The sequence below is a fragment of the Shinella zoogloeoides genome, assembly GCF_022682305.1.
GTDB lineage: Bacteria > Pseudomonadota > Alphaproteobacteria > Rhizobiales > Rhizobiaceae > Shinella > Shinella zoogloeoides_B.
The window spans coordinates 3,741,502-3,758,298 of sequence record NZ_CP093528.1; the positions used below are offsets into that span (position 1 = coordinate 3,741,502).

Below are 16,797 nucleotides of genomic sequence, written 5' to 3' on the forward strand. Positions count from 1 at the left end.
GGCCTTTCTAACAGATCAACCGCCGCCGGGCGATCCGGCAGCGGTTGATTCCGATTGGCGATGTCCGCGAACCTCGGCTTATTCGATCACGCGGGTCGCGCGGCCGACGACGGCTTCCGGAAGGGTGACGCCCATCTTGGCGGCGGCGCCCTTGTTGATGACGAGGTCGGTGCCGGCAGCAACCTTCACGGCGATGTCGCCCGGGTTCTCGCCCTTGAGGATGCGCACGACCACTTCGCCCGTCTGCTTGCCGACATCCTTGTAGTTGAAGCCGAGCGCCGCGATGGAGCCGCGCGAGACGGAATCCGTGTCGGCGGTGAAGAGCGGCAGCTTGGCTTCCTCGGCAACGGCGACGGCGCCTTCGAGGGCGGAGATGATCGTGTTGTCCGTCGGGATGTAGATCGCATCGGCGCGGCCGACGAGCGCACGGGCTGCGCCCTGCACTTCAGCCGACTTGGTGGCGGCGGATTCGACGACCGTGAGGCCGGCCTTCTCGGCTTCGGCCTTCAGCACGGCGAGCAGCGAAACGGAGTTCGCCTCACCCGAATTGTAGAGGTAGCCGACGGTCTTCACGTTGGGCAGGATTTCCTTGATCAGCGCCAGATGCTCGGCAACCGGCGACAGGTCGGAAAGGCCGGTGACGTTGCCGCCCGGCTTGTCCATGTCCTTGACGAGCTGCGCGCCGAGCGGATCGGAAACGGCGGTGAAGACGACCGGAATGTCCTTCGTCGCGGAAACGACGGCCTGGGCCGAGGGCGTGGAGATCGGCACGATGACGGTCGGGCCTTCGCCGACGAACTGGCGGGCGATCTGCGCCGCGGTCGCGGGGTTGCCCTGCGCCGACTCGTAGATGAACTTCAGGTTCTCGCCTTCCTTGTAGCCGGCGGCTTCCAGCGCTTCCTTCACGCCGTCGCGGGCGGCATCGAGGGCGGGGTGTTCGACGATGGCCGTCACGGCAACCGTGACGTCTTCGGCCTTCGCAGGCAGCGTGAGCGCGAGCGTTGCGGCCGCGGCGAGCAGGATATGGCGCATGAATGGGTCTCCCGAGAATGATTTCGGCCGTTTCTAGGCAAAACGGCCGTTCAAATCAATTCTCACAGACCGCTGGGTCGATCATATTTTCTGATGAGAGGGCGCGGCTCAGTCGTCTTCGCCGTGCCCGACGATCATCATCGCCTCGAAGGCCATGCGGTCGACCTTGCGCATGCGCTCGGATTCCGACTTGAGCTGACCGCAGGCGGCGAGGATGTCGCGGCCGCGCGGCGTGCGGATCGGCGAGGCGTAACCGGCCTGATTGATGAAATCGGCGAAGCGCTCGATCTGCTCCCAGTCCGAACACTGGTAGTTCGTGCCCGGCCAGGGGTTGAAGGGAATGAGATTGATCTTCGCCGGAATGCCCTTGAGGAGCTGGACGAGCAGCTTGGCGTCCTCCAGCGTGTCGTTGACGTCCTTCAGCATCACATATTCGAAGGTGATACGGCGGGCGTTCGACAGGCTCGGATAGGCGCGGCAGGCCTCGAGCAGGTCCTTCAGCGGATATTTCTTGTTGATCGGCACCAGCATGTCGCGCAGGTCGTCGCGCACGGCATGCAGCGAGATCGCCAGCATGACGCCGATTTCCGAGCCGGTACGATAGATTTCCGGCACGATGCCGGAAGTCGACAGCGTGACACGGCGCTTGGAAAGCGACAGGCCATCGCCATCGGTGGCGATCAGCAGAGCCGTCTTCACGCTCTCGAAATTGTAGAGCGGCTCGCCCATGCCCATCATAACGATGTTGGAGACCTTGCGGCCCTCCGCCGGCACGATGGCGCCGGCCGGCGTATCGCGGTCCGGGAAGTCGCCGAGACGGTCGCGGGCGAGCAGGAGCTGCGAGAGGATTTCCTCGGCCGTCAGGTTGCGCACCAGCTTCTGCGTGCCGGTATGGCAAAAAGAACAGGTCAGCGTGCAGCCGACCTGGCTGGAAATGCAGAGCGTGCCGCGCCCTTCTTCGGGAATGTAGACGGTCTCGATCTCGACCGGGCGGCCAGCGCCGCGCGCGGGAAAGCGCAGCAGCCACTTGCGCGTGCCGTCATTGGAAATCTGCTCGTCGACGATCTCGGGGCGGGCGATGGTGAAATGCGTCTTCAGCATTTCGCGCATGTCCTTGGAGACATTCGTCATGTCGTCGAAATCGGAGACGCCGCGCACATAGAGCCAGTGCCAGAGCTGGCTGACGCGCATCTTCACCTGCCGCTCGGCGACACCCTTCTCGACCAGCGCGCGGCCCATGTCCTCGCGCGAAAGGCCGATCAGCGACGGCTTTTCGGCGGCCGGGATGTTGCGGACGAGCGGCGCCTTGAGCGGCTCGGCCGTATTGAGAAAGTCCATGCTTGCCATCGGGTCATCCCTCAAGAACAGGGCGCGCCTGCGCAGGCTTCCTGCGCCGCTAGCGGGTCCATGCTCGACTGAAGTTCAGCGGACCTTACGGCGCCGACGGATGCGGCGGAGGTCCAGTTGCCGGCCCTTTAGCATTGTTCCGGCGCAAAGTCACCTGCCGAGGAATAGCGAAAGGGCCGGCATCGCTGCCGGCCCTTATAGCGGATAGGCTTCAGCCGCAGCTTAGCGGCAACCCTCGATCTGCTTCAGCGCCGCCGAGATGCCGGAGAGCGAATAGGAATAGGCCGTGCCGGTGCCGCGGCGGGACTTCGCCTGAACCTGCATGTCCTTGCCGTTCTTCATGGCGGCGACGAGGGCCGGCTCTTCGGCGGCGTTCTCGACCCAGGCGGAGTTGCCCTTGGTGAACATCACGAAGGTGCGGCCGTCGATGACGACGTTGACCTTGGAATTCTCCTGCAGCGGATAGCCCATCATCGCCTGCGGCTCGTAGCTGATGTTCTGGCCCGGGCGCTGCGAGACGAGGAAGAAGACATCGCCGTGGTCGACGCCGGGCGGCGTCTTTTCCTTCGGCACGGACAGCACGTAGCAGACCTTGCCGCCATTCGCCTGATAGGAATAGGCGCCCCAGGCATTGAACTGCTGAATGCGCGTCGGCGTTTGCGCCGAGGCAACGCCTGCGGTCGCAAGGACGAGGGCGAGTGCGGTTGCGAGCTTTCTTACGAACATGTTTTCCTGCCGGTTGTCTTGCCAGTGATTGCCGGCCGAAGGCGGATGCCTTTCACGCCGGTGTCGGCCATGCTTGATGACGATTTGATTTATTTTGACTTAATTCAGGTTACCAAACCGTCAACACGCACGCATTTTGCCGAGGTCTTCCGCGCCGCACCGGGACGAAACCGTGTCGAAGTCCGCCGCAGCCTTTTCGTGAAAAGCGGGCGTGCCCAGTCCCCATTTGGTGAGATGAACCCGTCGAGATGCCTAATGGCACAAGGAATAGGGCAAGAATTTGACCCGATTGCGGGCCGGCCGGCTCAACCGAAGGGTTGCATGTCCGGCTCGTCCGCAAGCGCCCGGTCGGCGGCCGCGTAATGGTCGTCGCGAACATGGCCGCGGATCGCCGCGAAGGCGGCCGTCAGCACGGCAACGTCGTCGGAAAAGCCGACGAGCGCGAAGAAATCCGGTATGCCGTCGAGCGGCAGCACAAAATAGGCGAGCGCCGCCAGCAGGATGCCGCGCGCCCGGGCCGGCGTGTGGGGATCGAGCGCGCAATAGTAGGACGCGACGAGATCGCGGGCGAAGGGAACCTGCCGCATCGCGCGCTTGAGAGCCGGCCAGAACCGCCGCCTCACGCGGCTTTCCTGACGCTCCTGCTCGTCCTTGTCGCCGGGCAGCAGAATCTCGCCGATCTTCACATCGTCCATTCAAGGCCTCCCTCGGGTGGCAGCGCCGGAACAGTCCGGCGCTGATCATATGGGAATGCGTTCACGCCGCTTCAACTCTTCGTGCGAAAGGCCGCCGCCTTCTCCATCGCCGCCGCCAGCTTGAAGTCCAGCTCGGTCAGCCCGCCCGCATCGTGGTTGGTCAGCCGCACGTCGACGCGATTGTAGACGTTGAACCATTCGGGATGGTGGTTGAATTTCTCCGCCGCCAGCGCGCCCTCGGTCATGAAGCCGAACGCCTCGCGGAAGCTCTTGAACGTGTAGCGCTTCTCGATGGCGATGCCGTCAGCCGAGCGAATCCATCCTTCGAGGGATGCCAGCGCCTCGGCAATCGCCGCCTCATCCAGCTTTTCCTGTTTCATCGGGGCTCTCCTTTCGACCAGCATACCACATGAAAACGGCGCCCGAAGGCGCCGCGTTCCGTTTCGTGTGGCCGGTATCAGACGAAGAACTGGCCGCCGTTCGCCGAGATGGTCGAGCCGGTGATGAAGCCGGCCTCGTCCGAGGCGAGGAAGACGACGATGCGGGCGATCTCGTCCGGCTCGCCGAGGCGGCCGACCGGGATCTGCGGGATGATCCGCTCGTTCAGCACCTTTTCCGGAATGGCGCGCACCATTTCCGTACCGATATAGCCGGGGCAGATGGCGTTGACCGTGATGCCCTTGGCCGCGCCTTCCTGCGCCAGCGCCTTGGTGAAGCCGAGGTCGCCGGCCTTGGCGGCGGAATAGTTCGCCTGACCCATCTGGCCCTTCTGGCCGTTGATCGAGGAGATGTTGACGATGCGGCCGAAGCTGCGGTCGCGCATGCCGGACCAGACCGGATGGGTCATGTTGAAGAGACCCGTGAGGTTGGTGTTGATGACCGCATTCCACTGGTCGGGCGTCATCTTGTGGAACATCGCGTCCTTGGTGATGCCCGCATTGTTGACGAGAACGTCAATCGGGCCGAGATCGGCCTCCACCTTGGCGATCCCCTCGACGCAGGCCTCGTAGCTCGACACGTCCCACTTGTAGACGGCGATGCCCGTTTCCGCCTTGAAGGCGTTGGCCGCATCGTCATTGCCGGCATAGCTGGCAGCCACCTTGTATCCCGCCGCCTTCAGCGCAATCGAAATGGCTGCGCCGATGCCCCGCGATCCCCCCGTTACCAATGCTACCCTGCTCATGTCGCTCACTCCCCTAGACTGATTTTTTGAGTCGACCTGTCGCCCTGCCGGCGGCAGGTCATGGCAAAGTTTTGGATAAGCTGACGCCTAAAGGCTCTCGATGCACATCGCCACGCCCATGCCGCCGCCGATGCAGAGCGTGGCGAGACCCTTGCGGGCGCCGCGACGCTTCATCTCGAAGAGGAGCGTGTTGAGGATGCGGGCGCCGGACGCGCCGATCGGGTGGCCGATGGCGATGGCACCGCCGTTGACGTTGACGATGGACGGATCCCAGCCGAGGTCCTTGTTGACCGCGCAGGCCTGCGCCGCGAAGGCTTCGTTGGCTTCCACGAGGTCGAGATCGCCGATCTTCCAGCCGGCGCGCTCGAGCGCCTTGCGGGAGGCCGGGATCGGGCCGGTGCCCATGACCTTGGGATCGACGCCGACCGTCGCCCAGGAAACGATGCGGCCGAGCGGCTGGATGCCGCGGCGCGAGGCTTCCGCTTCGCTCATCAGGAGGGCCGCGGCCGCGCCGTCATTGAGGCCGGAGGCGTTGCCGGCCGTCACCGTGCCTTCCTTGTCGAAGGCCGGGCGGAGCTTCGCCATGGAATCGAGCGTCGCGCCGTGGCGGATATATTCGTCGGCATCGACCGTGATGTCGCCCTTGCGGCCCTTGACGATGAAGGGAACGATCTCGTCCTTGAAGCGGCCGTCCTTCTGGGCGGCCTCGGCCTTGTTCTGCGAGGCGACGGCGAAGGCGTCCTGCTCGTCGCGGGAAAGCTGCCACTGCTTGGCGACATTCTCGGCGGTCGTGCCCATGTGGTAGCCGTAGAAGGCGTCGGTCAGGCCGTCCTTGATCATCGTGTCGATCATCTTGAAATCGCCCATCTTCACGCCGCCGCGCAGATGCGCGCAATGCGGGGCCATGGACATGGATTCCATGCCGCCGGCGACGATGATGCTCGCATCGCCCGTGGCGATCTGCTGCATGCCGAGCGCGACGGCGCGCAGGCCCGAGCCGCAAAGCTGGTTCATGCCCCAGGCGGTCGCCTCCTGCGGCACGCCGGCCTTCATGGCGGCCTGGCGGGCCGGGTTCTGGCCTTCGCCGGCCGGCAGCACCTGGCCGAGAATCACCTCGTTCACCTCGCCCGCCGCAACGCCCGCGCGCTCGAGAACCGCCGAAATCACGGTCGCCCCGAGTTCATGGGCGGGCGTGTTGGCGAAAGCGCCGTTGAAGGAACCGACCGCGGTGCGGGCGGCGCTGGCGATGACGATGGACGGGGTGCTCATATGTGCTTCCTCAGTTCTGGCAGCCTTGCGGCCGGCCTTGGAACCGGGTCCGGCGCACGAACGGCGCGAGCCCGGCGGTTCTCCCGAAATCAAAACTGGCAAAGCGGAGAAGGAGAGTCAAACGGGATATCCCGCGGCGCTAAAATTTCATGCGGGGGGCCGCGCAGCATGAAAATCCATGTTGCGCAGCATCCCTCGCCGCATCGCACAATTCGATTGTCAGGAAGCGTCTTTTTGCGGATACTCGCAAGGCTCAAAAAAGAAAACAGGAACACGGGGATGAGGAGACCCTAATGGCCAGGAACGACGGTCAGATCGTCATCAAGAAATATGCCAACCGGCGGCTCTACAATACCGGCACCAGCACCTATGTGACGCTCGACGATCTCGCGGTCATGGTGAAGAAGGGCGAGGATTTCACCGTGCAGGACGCCAAGTCCGGCGAGGACATCACCCATTCCGTGCTGACGCAGATCATCTTCGAGCAGGAATCCAAGACGGGCAACACCTTGCTGCCGATCTCGTTCCTGCGCCAGTTGATCTCCTATTACGGCGACCAGATGCAGATGGTCGTGCCGAGCTATCTCGAGCACTCCATGCAGGCCTTCACCGAGCAGCAGTCGCAGATGCGCGAGCAGATCAACAAGACCTTCGGCGACACCCCGCTCGGCAAGAACCTGCAGGTGCCGATGCAGCTCGTCGAGGAGACAGTGCGGCGCAATACGGAAATGTTCCAGCAGGCGATGAAGATGTTCTCGCCCTTCGCCAATGCGGCCCCGGCAAAGGAAACCCGCAAGGCCGAGCCCAAGGATCTCGACGAACTGAAGGAGCAGCTTCGCGCACTCCAGACCAAGCTCGACAATCTGAGCTGAAGAGGGCCGAGCTGAAGAGGGCTGAGCTTAAAAAAGGCTGGCCTGAACAGGCCGGTGCGGCGCGGGGCTTTCCCGCGCCTTCTCAGAGCCCGATGGAAAGGTCGCGCCCCGCCGTGCGGATCGAGACGGCGAAGCCTGCGATGACATCAATGAAGGCGATCGTCATCAGGATAAAGAAGATCTGCGTCGCCGCGCCCTGCACCAGCAGGAACTCGACGAGAAACGCCACGAACAGCACCATCGACAGCATGTGATCGAGAAGCGCCCGCGAACCGGGGCGCGTGGCCTTCAGGATTTCCACGAAGAGCAGCACGAGCGCGATCAGGATGAGGAGGTCCCCGAAGGCCATCGTCCAGTCCGTGCCGGAGAGCATGTGGACCGACATCACCTCGTTGTCGAGCACGCCGACGCCGCCATCGCCGAAAAGGCCCGCCATGGCGAGGTTGTAGAGGGCGAAGGGGATGATCAGCAGCGGGGTCGCCAAAAGCATGTGAAGCTCCCTTTGGCCGCGCGTTCACGGCGGCGTTCCAGCCCTCTTAGAGCATGTCCCGCAAGCCTGCGCAGCCGCTTTGCGGCGGAAACCGCGCAAAAAAGAAAAGGCCCCGTTTCCGGGGCCTCGATCTCGGCTGATGCCGGAAACGCAGGATTATGCGCTTTCCTTCGGCGTCAGAACCTGGCGACCGCGGTACATACCGGTCTTCAGGTCGATGTGGTGCGGACGACGCAGTTCGCCCGAGTTCTTGTCTTCAACGTAGGTCGAACCCTTCAGAGCGTCTGCGGAACGGCGCATACCGCGCTTGGACGGGGTCGTTTTTCTTTTCGGTACAGCCATTTGACTAACTCCACTTATCGGGCAAACACATCCCTACGGCACCGGACGGGCGACAGGACATGCCTTTTTCTCGGAAATTGGGCCGGCTTATACATGGCAAAACCCTGCTTGACCAGTCCCCGCGCGGATTTTTTCGACTCTGCCTTTCAGACCTCGTCTTCCGGCACGATCCACGGCTCGGCAAGAGCCGCCGCCTGCCATTTCCGCCAGGCCGGATGCGCCTTCATGCGCTCCACATAGGCCAGTACCGCCTCGTCCTTCGTCAGGCAATAGATTTCCAGCCGGTTGACGACCGGCGCATACATGGCGTCCGCAGCGGAAAAGTCCCCGAACAGGAACGGCCCGCCGGAACGGGCGAGCGCATCCTTCCAGATCGTCTCGATGCGCGCGACGTCGGCCATCACGCCCGTCGGCAGATCGATTGCGCCCGGCTTGCGGCGGATGTTCATGGGGCAGGCGCTGCGCAGCGCATGGAAGCCGGCGAGCATTTCCATGGAGATCGCCCGCGCCTCGGCCCGCGCCGCCCGGTCCTTCGGCCAGATGCCGGCATCGGGAAAAAGCTCGGCGACATATTCGATGATGGCGAGCGATTCCCAGACCCTGACATCGCCGTGATGCAGCAGGGGGACCTTGCCCGACGGCGAGACCTTGCGGATTTCCGGGTTTCCGGCGGGAAAATCGAAAGGGATCACCCTGTCGGTGAAGGGCACGCCCGCAGCCTCCATGGCGATCCATGGGCGGAAGGACCAGGACGAATAGTTCTTGTTGCCGAGGTAGAGGATGAGTTCCGACATGTTTCAATGCTCCCTGAGAGCATCGGACCCTAGGCCGTCACCGGGGAAAGCGCCAATGAAAAGGCCTGAAGTCACTCATAAAGGCATTTGATATAGTCGCCCGAACCGCTCGCCCGCCGCTCGATCAGCCGCGCCAGACGCTGCAATCCGCGCCCCGGCTTGCCGGCATTGCGCTCGCGCGGATTGGGCAGGGAGGCGGCAAGAAGCGCCGCCTGCCGGCGCGTGAGCTTTGCCGCCGGCACGTTGAAATGATGCTGCGCCGCCGCCTCGATGCCGTAGATGCCTGGCCCCCATTCGGCGACATTGAGGTAGATTTCCATCAGCCGCTGCTTGCTCCAGACGAAGTCCGCCGCCACGGCCAGCGGCAGCTCCATCGCCTTGCGCACGAAGGAGCGGCCGTTCCACAGGAAGAGGTTCTTGGCCGTCTGCATCGGGATCGTGCTTGCACCGCGCGTCTGCTCGCCCGCCAGCGCCTCGCTCACCACCGCGCGCATCTGCCCCCAGTCGACGCCGGCATGGCGGCAGAACTGCCCGTCCTCGGACATCATCACCGATTTCACGAGATTGGGCGAGATATCCTCGAACGCCACCCATTGCCGGTCGTAGCCGCGCAGCAGCACGAGATCGCGCAGCATCAGCGTGGAAACCGGGCGCACGAAGGGGACGGCATAGAGGAAGATCAGCACATAGGGCAGCGCGACGAAAGCGGCCACGACGAACACGAGGCGTCGCCAGTTCCGGCGAAGCCGGCTCATCCAGCCGTCCCTCCCACCGGTCTCAACCTCCATGTCTGCCCGTGTTTCCGGTACGATGTCCAAGAGCCGGCGTCCGTCCTTCCGTCGTTGCGCCTTCATACCGTCCCGACGCTTCAAAAACCAGCGCCGGGCCGCGATTCTTTGCCGCCATCCCGGCATTCCCGTTGCTTCGCCCGGGTGCCCATGCCAAAGAGCGGCCATGAGCGAGCGTCACCAGCAATTCCAGTCCCTTCTCAAGAGCAATGCCGAGGCGGTGGAAGCCCTCCTCGAACGGCTGCTCTCGACCGATCTGCAGGCCGGTGAGATCGCCCGGCCGGAACGCCTCCTCGCCGCCATGCGCCACGGCGTCCTCAACGGCGGCAAGCGGCTGCGTCCCTTCCTCGTCATCGAATCCGCCGCGCTGTTCCCGGGCGTGGAGCGCGAGACGGCGCTGCGCATCGGGGCCGCGCTCGAATGCATCCACTGCTATTCGCTGGTCCATGACGACCTGCCGGCCATGGACGACGACGATATGCGCCGCGGCCAGCCGACCGTGCATATCGCCTTCGACGAGGCCGCCGCCATCCTTGCCGGCGATAGCCTGCTGACGCTCGCCTTCGACATCGTCGCAGCACCCGAGACGCGCCTGCCCGACGCCACCAAGACGGCACTGGTTCTGGCGCTCGCCCGCGCCGCCGGCATCGGCGGCATGGCCGGCGGCCAGGCGCTCGACCTTGCGGCCGAAAAGCAGGCACCGGACGAAGACGGCATCGTTGCCTTGCAGGCCATGAAGACGGGCGCGCTGCTGCGTTTTGCCTGCGAGGCCGGCGCGATCGTCGCAGGCGCTTCCGCCGGGGACCGCAGCACGCTGCGCCGCTATGGCGAAACGGTGGGCCTTGCCTTCCAGATCGCCGACGACCTGCTCGACCTTACCGCGGATGCTGAGACCATGGGCAAGGCGACCGGCAAGGACGCCGAACGCGGCAAGGCCACGCTCGTCTCCCGCCGGGGACAGGCATGGGCGGAAAATCGCCTGAGGGAACTCGTCACGGAGGCCGAGGCGCTGCTTGCGCCGTTCAGCCATCGGGCCGGCATCCTCATCGAAACCGCCCATTTCATCGCCAATCGCAGGAACTGACGTCATGAGCAAATTCTGGTCGCCGATCGTCGCCACGCTCAAGCCCTATGTCGCAGGCGAGCAGCCGCGCATCCCCAACCTCATCAAGCTCAACACCAACGAGAACCCCTACGGACCGTCGCCGAAGGCCATCGCCGCCATGCAGGCCGCCGTTGCCGACAGCCTGAAGCTCTACCCCGATCCGGGCGCGCTGGCGCTACGCCAGTCCATCGCCCGCTTCTACGGCGTGGAGGCCGACGAGGTCTTCGTCGGAAACGGCTCGGACGAGGTGCTGGCGCACGCCTTCGTCGCCCTTCTCAAGCATGACAAGCCGCTGCTCTACCCCGACATCACCTACAGCTTCTACCCGACCTATTGCCGCCTCTTCGGCATCGAACCCGTCGAAATCCCGCTAAAGGACGATTTCACCATCGACCTTGCGGACTACGACCGCCCCGCCGGCGCGATCATCCTGCCGAACCCGAACGCCCCGACCGGCATCGGCCTGCCGCTTGCCGCCATCGAAAAGCTTCTCGCCGAACACCCGGACCAGCCGGTGGTGATCGACGAAGCCTATATCGACTTCGGCGGCGAGAGCGCGATCCCGCTGACGAAGAGATACGACAACCTCCTCGTCATCCACACGCTCTCCAAGTCCCGCTCGCTGGCGGGCCTTCGCGTCGGCTACGCCATCGGCCAGCGCCCGCTGATCGATGCGCTGGAGCGCGTCAAGGACAGCTTCAACTCCTATCCGCTCGACCGCGTGGCCCAGGCCGGCGCGACCGCCGCCATCGACGACCGGCAATGGTTCGACACAACGCGCGGCAAGGTGATCGAATCGCGCGAACGGGTGACGGGCGCGCTGCGCCAGCGCGGCTTCGAGGTGCTGCCCTCGCAGGCGAACTTCGTCTTCGCCCGCCATCCGGGCCACAGCGGCGAGGCGCTGGCGAAGAGCCTGCGCGAGCGCGCCGTGCTGGTGCGCCATTTCGCCAAGCCCCGCATTTCGGATTTCCTGCGTATCACCATCGGCACGCCGGAGGAATGCGACCGCCTGATCGCGGCGCTTGAGGACATCCTCTAAGACCACGCCAAACGCTCCCCTTCCCCAACTTGGGAAGGGGACATGTGGTGCAATTCTCCCGCTTGGAGCGGCAGAAACCTTCGCTTATCGTCCACCGGCAATCTCACGGTGGCCCATGACCGACCTTACACCTTACCTGCCCCAGCTCGCCGTCGCCTGGACGGCCTATTTCATCGCCACCGCCTCACCCGGCCCGGCGATCATCGCCATCATCGCGACCTCCATCAGCCAGGGCCGCCGCGCAGGGCTGGCGCTTGCCTCGGGCGTGCTGACGGGTTCCTATATCTGGGCGATCCTCACGGCATCCGGCCTTTCCGCCCTCATCCGCACCTATGGCGAAGCGATCGTCGTCCTGAAGATCGTCGGCGGATGCTACCTGCTATGGCTCGCCTGGAATGCGTATCGCGCGGCCCGCAAGAGCGAGGAAACCTATCGCGCGCAGATGGCCGCCCTGCCGGCGCTTTCGCCGCGCAAGCAATATCTCAAGGGCCTCGGTATCCACCTCACCAACCCCAAGGCGATCTTCAACTGGATCATGCTGACATCGCTCGGCATGCCGCCGGGCGCGCCGGGCGGCGTCATGGCAACCTTCATCGCCGGCTGCATGGTGATCGGGGTCTGCGTCTTTCTCGGCTTTGCGCTGGTCTTTTCACTCGGCCCAGTGCATCGCGCCTATCTGAAGGCGCGCCGCGGCATAGAGGGCGTGATGGCCGCCTTCTTCGCCTTTGCCGGTTTCAAGCTGCTGACGAGCCGGATCTGATTACTCGGCCGCCGCCTGCCCCTGCCCGTAGCGCTTTTCGATATAGTCGTTGACCAGCGCCTCGAATTCGCCCGCGATATCGGTGCCGCGCAGCGTCATCGCCTTCTTGCCGTCGACATAGACGGGGGCGATGGGAAGTTCCCCGGTGCCCGGCAGCGAGATGCCGATATCGGCATGTTTGCTCTCGCCCGGCCCATTGACGATGCAGCCCATGACGGCGACCTTGAGGCCCTCGACGCCCGGATACTTTTCCCGCCAGACCGGCATGTTCTTGCGGATATCGTCCTGGATCTTCTGGGCGAGTTCCTGGAAGACCGTCGAGGTCGTGCGCCCGCAGCCGGGACACGCGGCGACAACGGGAATGAACTGGCGGAAGCCCATGACCTGCAGCAGTTCCTGCGCCACCTGCACCTCGCGGGTGCGGTCGCCGCCGGGCTCAGGCGTCAGCGAAATGCGGATCGTATCGCCGATGCCCTGCTGCATGAGAATGCCGAGCGAGGCCGAGGAGGCGACGACGCCCTTGGTGCCCATGCCGGCCTCCGTGAGGCCGAGATGCAGCGCATGGTCGGAGCGCGCGGAAAGCATCGCATAGACGGCGATGAGGTCCTGCACATTGGAAACCTTGGCGGACAGGATGATATGGTCGCGCGGCAGGCCGATTTCTTCGGCAAGCTCGGCGGAAAGCAGCGCCGACTGGCAGATCGCCTCGCGCATCACCTGCTGGGCCGTGAGCGGCGAGCCCTTGTCCTGGTTCTCGTCCATCAGCCGCGTCAGCAGTTCCTGATCGAGCGACCCCCAGTTGACGCCGATGCGCACCGGCTTGTCGTGGCGGATCGCCGTCTCGACGATGGCGGCGAACTGGCGGTCCTTCTTGTCCTTGAAGCCGACATTGCCGGGATTGATGCGGTACTTCGCCAAGGCCTCGGCGCAGGCCGGATGATCGGCAAGCAGCTTGTGGCCGATATAGTGGAAGTCGCCGACCAGCGGCACGTCCAGACCGAGACGCAGCAGACGCTCGCGGATTTTCGGCACCGCCGCCGCGCTCTCGTCGCGGTCGACTGTGATGCGCACGATCTCCGAACCGGCCCGGTGGAGGGCGGCGACCTGCGCCACCGTCCCGTCGATATCGGCCGTATCCGTATTGGTCATCGACTGCACGACGACCGGCGCGCCGCCGCCGACGAGAACGCCGCCGACATCGACGCCGACGGACTGGCGCCGCGGCTTCGGTTCAAAATCGAAGGAAAAGGACATTGGGAGCCTCTTGCTCGAAAAGCGGCCGCGCAGACGCGGCCTTTGCCCTCAGGTGGATCAGGAAATGTGGCTTGTCAACTGCGGGGGCGGGCACGCGCGACGATTTGATCGCCGCGCGGTCGGCCTTTCAAGGACGCTCGCGCACGTCCGCATGCACCGCATGATGCGACAGCAGCAGCACCACGAGGAAAAGCACCGGCAGGAGGGCGAAGATCAGCGCGAAGCCGACATGCTCGGCGATGAAGCCGATGACCGACGGGGCGAAGAGCGAGCCGGAATAGCCCATGACCGTCGTCACCGACAGCGCCACGCCCTGCGCGAAGCCCGGCAGGTTGCCGGCGGCGGAAAAGGCGATCGGCACCATGTTGGAAATACCGACGCCGCAGAGCGCGAAGCCCACCATGGCCACATAGGCGTTCGGCGCCGTGCCCGCGACCACCATGCCGATGATGGCGATAACCGTGCAGGTGCGCAGCGTCTTCACCGCGCCGAAACGGTCGCGCACATGGTCGCCGGCAAAGCGCATGACGGCCATGGTCAGCGAGAAGGTGCCGAAGGCAAAACCCGAAAGGGCGAGCGACGCGCCCAATTCCTTGCGCATGTAGAGCGCGCCCCAGTCGAGGATCGCGCCTTCCGGCACCATGCAGAACAGCGCCATCAGGCCGATCAGCCAGGGCAGCGGCGTCATCGGCAGGCGCACCTTCTGGCGCTCCTCGCTCGGATGCGGCGCATCGTGCAGGATATGCGGCCAGATGAAGACGAGCAGCACCGCCCCGGCGACCGTGAGCAGAGCGGCATGGCCCAACACGCCGAGCGCGCCCATGAGGAAGCCGCCGGTCGTCGCGCCGATGAAGGCCCCGAGGCTCCAGAAGGCATGGCAGGACGACATGATCGCCCGGCGCATCGACTTCTCCACCTCCACCGCATTGCCGTTCATGGCGACGTCCATCGCCCCCATCAGCCCGCCGAAGAAGAAGATGGCGATGGCCCCGAGCAGGATGGTCGGCGTGAGCGACAGGAGCAGCATGGTGGACAGGAACAGGATCGTCGCGCCCTTGACCGTGCGCGTCGTGCCGAAATGGGCGATCAGGATGCCGGCGATCGGCATCAGGATGATCGAGCCAATGCCGAAACACATGATCATCAGGCCGAGGCCGCCTTCGGTAAGGCCGAGGCGGCTGGCGAATTCCGGGATTTTCGGCGCCCAGGCGCCGGCGAAGGTGCCGTTCAGCAGGAAAAGCCCGGAGACGGCGAGCCGCGTCGGCGGAAAATAGGTCTTGACGAAGGATTTCTCGGCAAGGGCGGTTTCGGGGGTCGTCATGGGGAGGTCCATTGCTTGGGAGTTCGGAGCGGCTGGAGCATTTCCAGCAAAAGTGCGAAGCGGTTTTGCGTCCGGAAATGCGCAAACATTCAGACGGCCCTGAGGATATCGATGCCTGCCGCGGCCAGCGCGGCGGCTTCCGTCTCGTCGGCGTCCGCCTCGATCACGGCATGGGCGACGCGGGAAAGCGGCACGACCGAATAGGGCGCGGCGGCGGAGAGCTTGTCATTGGTGATCGCAACCAGCACCGACCGGCTGCGCGAGGCGAGGAAACGCTTGAACTCGGCATCCTCGAAGCTGGACGCGGTGACGCCCGCCTCCAGATCGATGCCGCAAACGCCGAGCACGAGGATATCGGGCCGGAACGCCTCGGCATCGCGCATCGCCTTGGCGCCGATGGCACCGCCGACCTTGGGATCGATCATCCCGCCGAGCTGGATCGTCGCAATGTCGCGCTCGACGAGCGCCGCCGCGATGGCCGGCGCATTGGTCGCGACCGTGAGGCCCCCGCCGGACGGCAGCACCTTGGCAAGGGCAAGATTGGTGCTGCTCGCATCGAGGAACACGGTCGATCCCGCCGGGATAAGCCCCGCCGCCGCCCGCGCCAGCGCCGCCTTGCTCTCGCCGGCGATGCCCATGCGCTCGTTCATCGAGGTCGGCGACTGGGAAATGCGCAGCGCCCCGCCATAGACGCGCTGGCACAGGCCCGAGGCGGCCATCTCGCGCAGGTCCCGCCGGATCGTATCCTCCGACACGCCGAGTTCCTGCGCCAGCTCCGCCGCGATCACCCGCCCCGAAAGGTCGAGCCGCGCGCGGATCAGCGCCTGCCGTTCACCGAGAAGAAGATCCTGTATCGTCATCGCCAAGCCAGATCATGCATGATTGCGCAACAATATGCATAAACCGGCAAAATCGTCAATGAACGGGAGGTTCACGTTTCATGACGCGGGCAAACAAAAACCCCGCCGTTTCCGGCGGGGTTCTTGCGATCAGCCATCCGGCTGCCGGCATTACTCGCGGTTGCCGAGGAAGCGCAGCAGGAACAGGAAGAGGTTGATGAAGTCGAGGTAGAGCGTCAGCGCGCCCATGATGGCCTTGCGGCCGGCCACGGCGGCGTCGTCGGCTTCGAAGTACATTTCCTTGATCTTCTGCGTATCCCAGGCCGTCAGGCCTGCGAAGACCAGCACGCCGATCGCGGAGATCGCGAAGTCGAGCGCCGAGGACTGCAGGAACAGGTTGACGAGCGAGGCGATGATCAGGCCGAAGAGGCCCATCACCAGGAACGAGCCCATCGCGGAAAGGTCCCGCTTCGTCGTGTAGCCGTAGAGCGACAGCGCACCGAAGGCGGCGGCGGAGACGAAGAAGGTCTGCGCGATGCTGGCGCCCGTATAGATCAGGAAGATCGACGACAGCGACAGGCCCATCAGGCCGGCATAGACCCAGAAGGTCGCCTGCGCGGCACCGACGCTCATCGTGTTGATGCGGAAGCTCAGGAAGAACACCAGCGCGAGCGGGGCCAGCATGACGACCCAACGCAGCGGGCTGAGATAGATCGCCTGGCCGAAGGCGGTCAACTGGCCATCGGCGAAGGCGGCCTGGGCGGCGAAGTAGGCGACGGCGCCCGTGATCACGAGGCCGAGAGCCATCAGGTTGTAAACCCGAAGCATATAGGCGCGAAGGCCCTCGTCGATGACGGCGCCAGCCTGAGCGCCGGCCTGGGCGGTTCGGGTCTGGTAGTTGCGGAGATCAGCCATAGTTTCCTCTTGGTTCAAGCCCATGT

19 protein-coding genes are annotated in these 16,797 nt (G+C 64.7%); 4 read left to right on the forward strand and 15 right to left on the reverse strand.

Going from position 1 to position 16,797, the window contains the following annotated elements:
* Positions 1-78: 78 nt before the first annotated feature.
* The 7 genes from MOE34_RS18640 to MOE34_RS18670 form a co-directional block, all read right to left on the reverse strand.
* Entirely contained in the window at positions 79-1,032 is a 954-nt protein-coding gene (locus MOE34_RS18640) for an ABC transporter substrate-binding protein (RefSeq protein WP_160787141.1), read from the reverse strand.
* Positions 1,033-1,140: 108 nt separating this feature from the next.
* A complete protein-coding gene (rlmN, locus tag MOE34_RS18645; RefSeq protein WP_380735248.1) occupies positions 1,141-2,370 on the reverse strand; it encodes a 23S rRNA (adenine(2503)-C(2))-methyltransferase RlmN in 1,230 nt (409 codons plus the stop codon).
* Between the two features lie 231 nt (positions 2,371-2,601).
* Entirely contained in the window at positions 2,602-3,105 is a 504-nt protein-coding gene (locus MOE34_RS18650) for an invasion associated locus B family protein (RefSeq protein WP_160787143.1), read from the reverse strand.
* Positions 3,106-3,410: 305 nt separating this feature from the next.
* Positions 3,411-3,800 carry a YkvA family protein gene (locus tag MOE34_RS18655; protein WP_160787144.1) on the reverse strand — a complete coding sequence of 130 codons (390 nt, stop codon included), beginning with the start codon at positions 3,798-3,800 and terminating at the stop codon, positions 3,411-3,413.
* A gap of 71 nt (positions 3,801-3,871) precedes the next feature.
* Positions 3,872-4,180 carry a 4a-hydroxytetrahydrobiopterin dehydratase gene (locus MOE34_RS18660; protein ID WP_160787145.1) on the reverse strand — a complete coding sequence of 103 codons (309 nt, stop codon included), beginning with the start codon at positions 4,178-4,180 and terminating at the stop codon, positions 3,872-3,874.
* Between the two features lie 77 nt (positions 4,181-4,257).
* Complete coding sequence (locus MOE34_RS18665; RefSeq protein ID WP_160787146.1) at positions 4,258-4,983, reverse strand: beta-ketoacyl-ACP reductase; 726 nt, start codon at positions 4,981-4,983, stop codon at positions 4,258-4,260.
* 87 nt (positions 4,984-5,070) lie between these two features.
* Positions 5,071-6,252 carry an acetyl-CoA C-acetyltransferase gene (locus MOE34_RS18670; protein ID WP_160787147.1) on the reverse strand — a complete coding sequence of 394 codons (1,182 nt, stop codon included), beginning with the start codon at positions 6,250-6,252 and terminating at the stop codon, positions 5,071-5,073.
* A 293-nt stretch (positions 6,253-6,545) separates the two neighbouring features.
* On the opposite strand from MOE34_RS18670, the gene phaR reads away from it, so the two are divergent.
* On the forward strand, positions 6,546-7,124 hold the full coding sequence (phaR, locus tag MOE34_RS18675; protein ID WP_160787148.1) for a polyhydroxyalkanoate synthesis repressor PhaR: 579 nt from the start codon (positions 6,546-6,548) through the stop codon (positions 7,122-7,124).
* An 82-nt stretch (positions 7,125-7,206) separates the two neighbouring features.
* On the opposite strand, the gene MOE34_RS18680 is transcribed toward phaR, so the two are convergent.
* The 4 genes from MOE34_RS18680 to mtgA all read right to left on the reverse strand — a co-directional run bounded on the left by MOE34_RS18680 (position 7,207) and on the right by mtgA (position 9,604).
* Positions 7,207-7,614: a hypothetical protein gene (locus tag MOE34_RS18680; protein WP_160787149.1), complete on the reverse strand. Its 408-nt coding sequence runs from the start codon at positions 7,612-7,614 to the stop codon at positions 7,207-7,209.
* A 156-nt stretch (positions 7,615-7,770) separates the two neighbouring features.
* Positions 7,771-7,956 carry a 50S ribosomal protein L32 gene (rpmF, locus tag MOE34_RS18685; RefSeq protein WP_119257782.1) on the reverse strand — a complete coding sequence of 62 codons (186 nt, stop codon included), beginning with the start codon at positions 7,954-7,956 and terminating at the stop codon, positions 7,771-7,773.
* Between the two features lie 146 nt (positions 7,957-8,102).
* Positions 8,103-8,750 carry a glutathione S-transferase family protein gene (locus MOE34_RS18690; RefSeq protein ID WP_160787150.1) on the reverse strand — a complete coding sequence of 216 codons (648 nt, stop codon included), beginning with the start codon at positions 8,748-8,750 and terminating at the stop codon, positions 8,103-8,105.
* Positions 8,751-8,821: 71 nt separating this feature from the next.
* Positions 8,822-9,604: a monofunctional biosynthetic peptidoglycan transglycosylase gene (gene mtgA / locus MOE34_RS18695; protein WP_206366686.1), complete on the reverse strand. Its 783-nt coding sequence runs from the start codon at positions 9,602-9,604 to the stop codon at positions 8,822-8,824.
* A 100-nt stretch (positions 9,605-9,704) separates the two neighbouring features.
* Between mtgA and MOE34_RS18700 the strand changes: the two genes are divergently transcribed.
* From MOE34_RS18700 to MOE34_RS18710, 3 genes are all read left to right on the forward strand, one after another.
* Positions 9,705-10,622, forward strand: a complete 918-nt coding sequence (locus tag MOE34_RS18700) for a polyprenyl synthetase family protein (RefSeq protein ID WP_160787152.1) — start codon at positions 9,705-9,707, stop codon at positions 10,620-10,622.
* A gap of 4 nt (positions 10,623-10,626) precedes the next feature.
* Complete coding sequence (gene hisC, locus MOE34_RS18705) at positions 10,627-11,682, forward strand: histidinol-phosphate transaminase (protein ID WP_160787153.1); 1,056 nt, start codon at positions 10,627-10,629, stop codon at positions 11,680-11,682.
* 115 nt (positions 11,683-11,797) lie between these two features.
* Positions 11,798-12,442 carry a LysE family translocator gene (locus tag MOE34_RS18710; protein ID WP_160787154.1) on the forward strand — a complete coding sequence of 215 codons (645 nt, stop codon included), beginning with the start codon at positions 11,798-11,800 and terminating at the stop codon, positions 12,440-12,442.
* Here the strand turns inward: MOE34_RS18710 and ispG are convergent, their stop codons facing one another.
* From ispG to MOE34_RS18730, 4 genes are all read right to left on the reverse strand, one after another.
* Positions 12,443-13,696 (reverse strand): flavodoxin-dependent (E)-4-hydroxy-3-methylbut-2-enyl-diphosphate synthase, encoded by a 1,254-nt coding sequence (ispG, locus tag MOE34_RS18715; protein ID WP_160787155.1) that lies wholly within the window; start codon positions 13,694-13,696, stop codon positions 12,443-12,445. It abuts the gene before it with no gap.
* A gap of 127 nt (positions 13,697-13,823) precedes the next feature.
* Positions 13,824-15,029: an MFS transporter gene (locus MOE34_RS18720; protein ID WP_380735225.1), complete on the reverse strand. Its 1,206-nt coding sequence runs from the start codon at positions 15,027-15,029 to the stop codon at positions 13,824-13,826.
* 77 nt (positions 15,030-15,106) lie between these two features.
* Positions 15,107-15,871, reverse strand: coding sequence for a DeoR/GlpR family DNA-binding transcription regulator (locus MOE34_RS18725; RefSeq protein WP_160787198.1), 765 nt, complete (start codon positions 15,869-15,871; stop codon positions 15,107-15,109).
* Positions 15,872-16,027: 156 nt separating this feature from the next.
* The gene (locus MOE34_RS18730; protein WP_160787157.1) at positions 16,028-16,771 is read right to left on the reverse strand and encodes a Bax inhibitor-1/YccA family protein; all 744 of its coding nucleotides are present in this window, start codon (positions 16,769-16,771) and stop codon (positions 16,028-16,030) included.
* Between the last annotated feature and the right edge of the window lie 26 nt (positions 16,772-16,797).

Bases quoted from the DNA above. Each gene is read 5' to 3' on its own strand.
- mtgA (WP_206366686.1), bottom strand. From the start codon at position 9,604: ATGAAGGCGCAACGACGGAAGGACGGACGCCGGCTCTTGGACATCGTA.
- MOE34_RS18730 (WP_160787157.1), bottom strand. From the start codon at position 16,771: ATGGCTGATCTCCGCAACTACCAGACCCGAACCGCCCAGGCCGGCGCT.
- MOE34_RS18670 (WP_160787147.1), bottom strand. From the start codon at position 6,252: ATGAGCACCCCGTCCATCGTCATCGCCAGCGCCGCCCGCACCGCGGTC.
- MOE34_RS18700 (WP_160787152.1), top strand. From the start codon at position 9,705: ATGAGCGAGCGTCACCAGCAATTCCAGTCCCTTCTCAAGAGCAATGCC.
- MOE34_RS18710 (WP_160787154.1), top strand. From the start codon at position 11,798: ATGACCGACCTTACACCTTACCTGCCCCAGCTCGCCGTCGCCTGGACG.
- MOE34_RS18655 (WP_160787144.1), bottom strand. From the start codon at position 3,800: ATGGACGATGTGAAGATCGGCGAGATTCTGCTGCCCGGCGACAAGGAC.
- phaR (WP_160787148.1), top strand. From the start codon at position 6,546: ATGGCCAGGAACGACGGTCAGATCGTCATCAAGAAATATGCCAACCGG.
- MOE34_RS18660 (WP_160787145.1), bottom strand. From the start codon at position 4,180: ATGAAACAGGAAAAGCTGGATGAGGCGGCGATTGCCGAGGCGCTGGCA.
- MOE34_RS18690 (WP_160787150.1), bottom strand. From the start codon at position 8,750: ATGTCGGAACTCATCCTCTACCTCGGCAACAAGAACTATTCGTCCTGG.
- rlmN (WP_380735248.1), bottom strand. From the start codon at position 2,370: ATGGACTTTCTCAATACGGCCGAGCCGCTCAAGGCGCCGCTCGTCCGC.
- MOE34_RS18680 (WP_160787149.1), bottom strand. From the start codon at position 7,614: ATGCTTTTGGCGACCCCGCTGCTGATCATCCCCTTCGCCCTCTACAAC.
- ispG (WP_160787155.1), bottom strand. From the start codon at position 13,696: ATGTCCTTTTCCTTCGATTTTGAACCGAAGCCGCGGCGCCAGTCCGTC.
- MOE34_RS18650 (WP_160787143.1), bottom strand. From the start codon at position 3,105: ATGTTCGTAAGAAAGCTCGCAACCGCACTCGCCCTCGTCCTTGCGACC.
- rpmF (WP_119257782.1), bottom strand. From the start codon at position 7,956: ATGGCTGTACCGAAAAGAAAAACGACCCCGTCCAAGCGCGGTATGCGC.
- MOE34_RS18640 (WP_160787141.1), bottom strand. From the start codon at position 1,032: ATGCGCCATATCCTGCTCGCCGCGGCCGCAACGCTCGCGCTCACGCTG.
- hisC (WP_160787153.1), top strand. From the start codon at position 10,627: ATGAGCAAATTCTGGTCGCCGATCGTCGCCACGCTCAAGCCCTATGTC.
- MOE34_RS18720 (WP_380735225.1), bottom strand. From the start codon at position 15,029: ATGGACCTCCCCATGACGACCCCCGAAACCGCCCTTGCCGAGAAATCC.
- MOE34_RS18665 (WP_160787146.1), bottom strand. From the start codon at position 4,983: ATGAGCAGGGTAGCATTGGTAACGGGGGGATCGCGGGGCATCGGCGCA.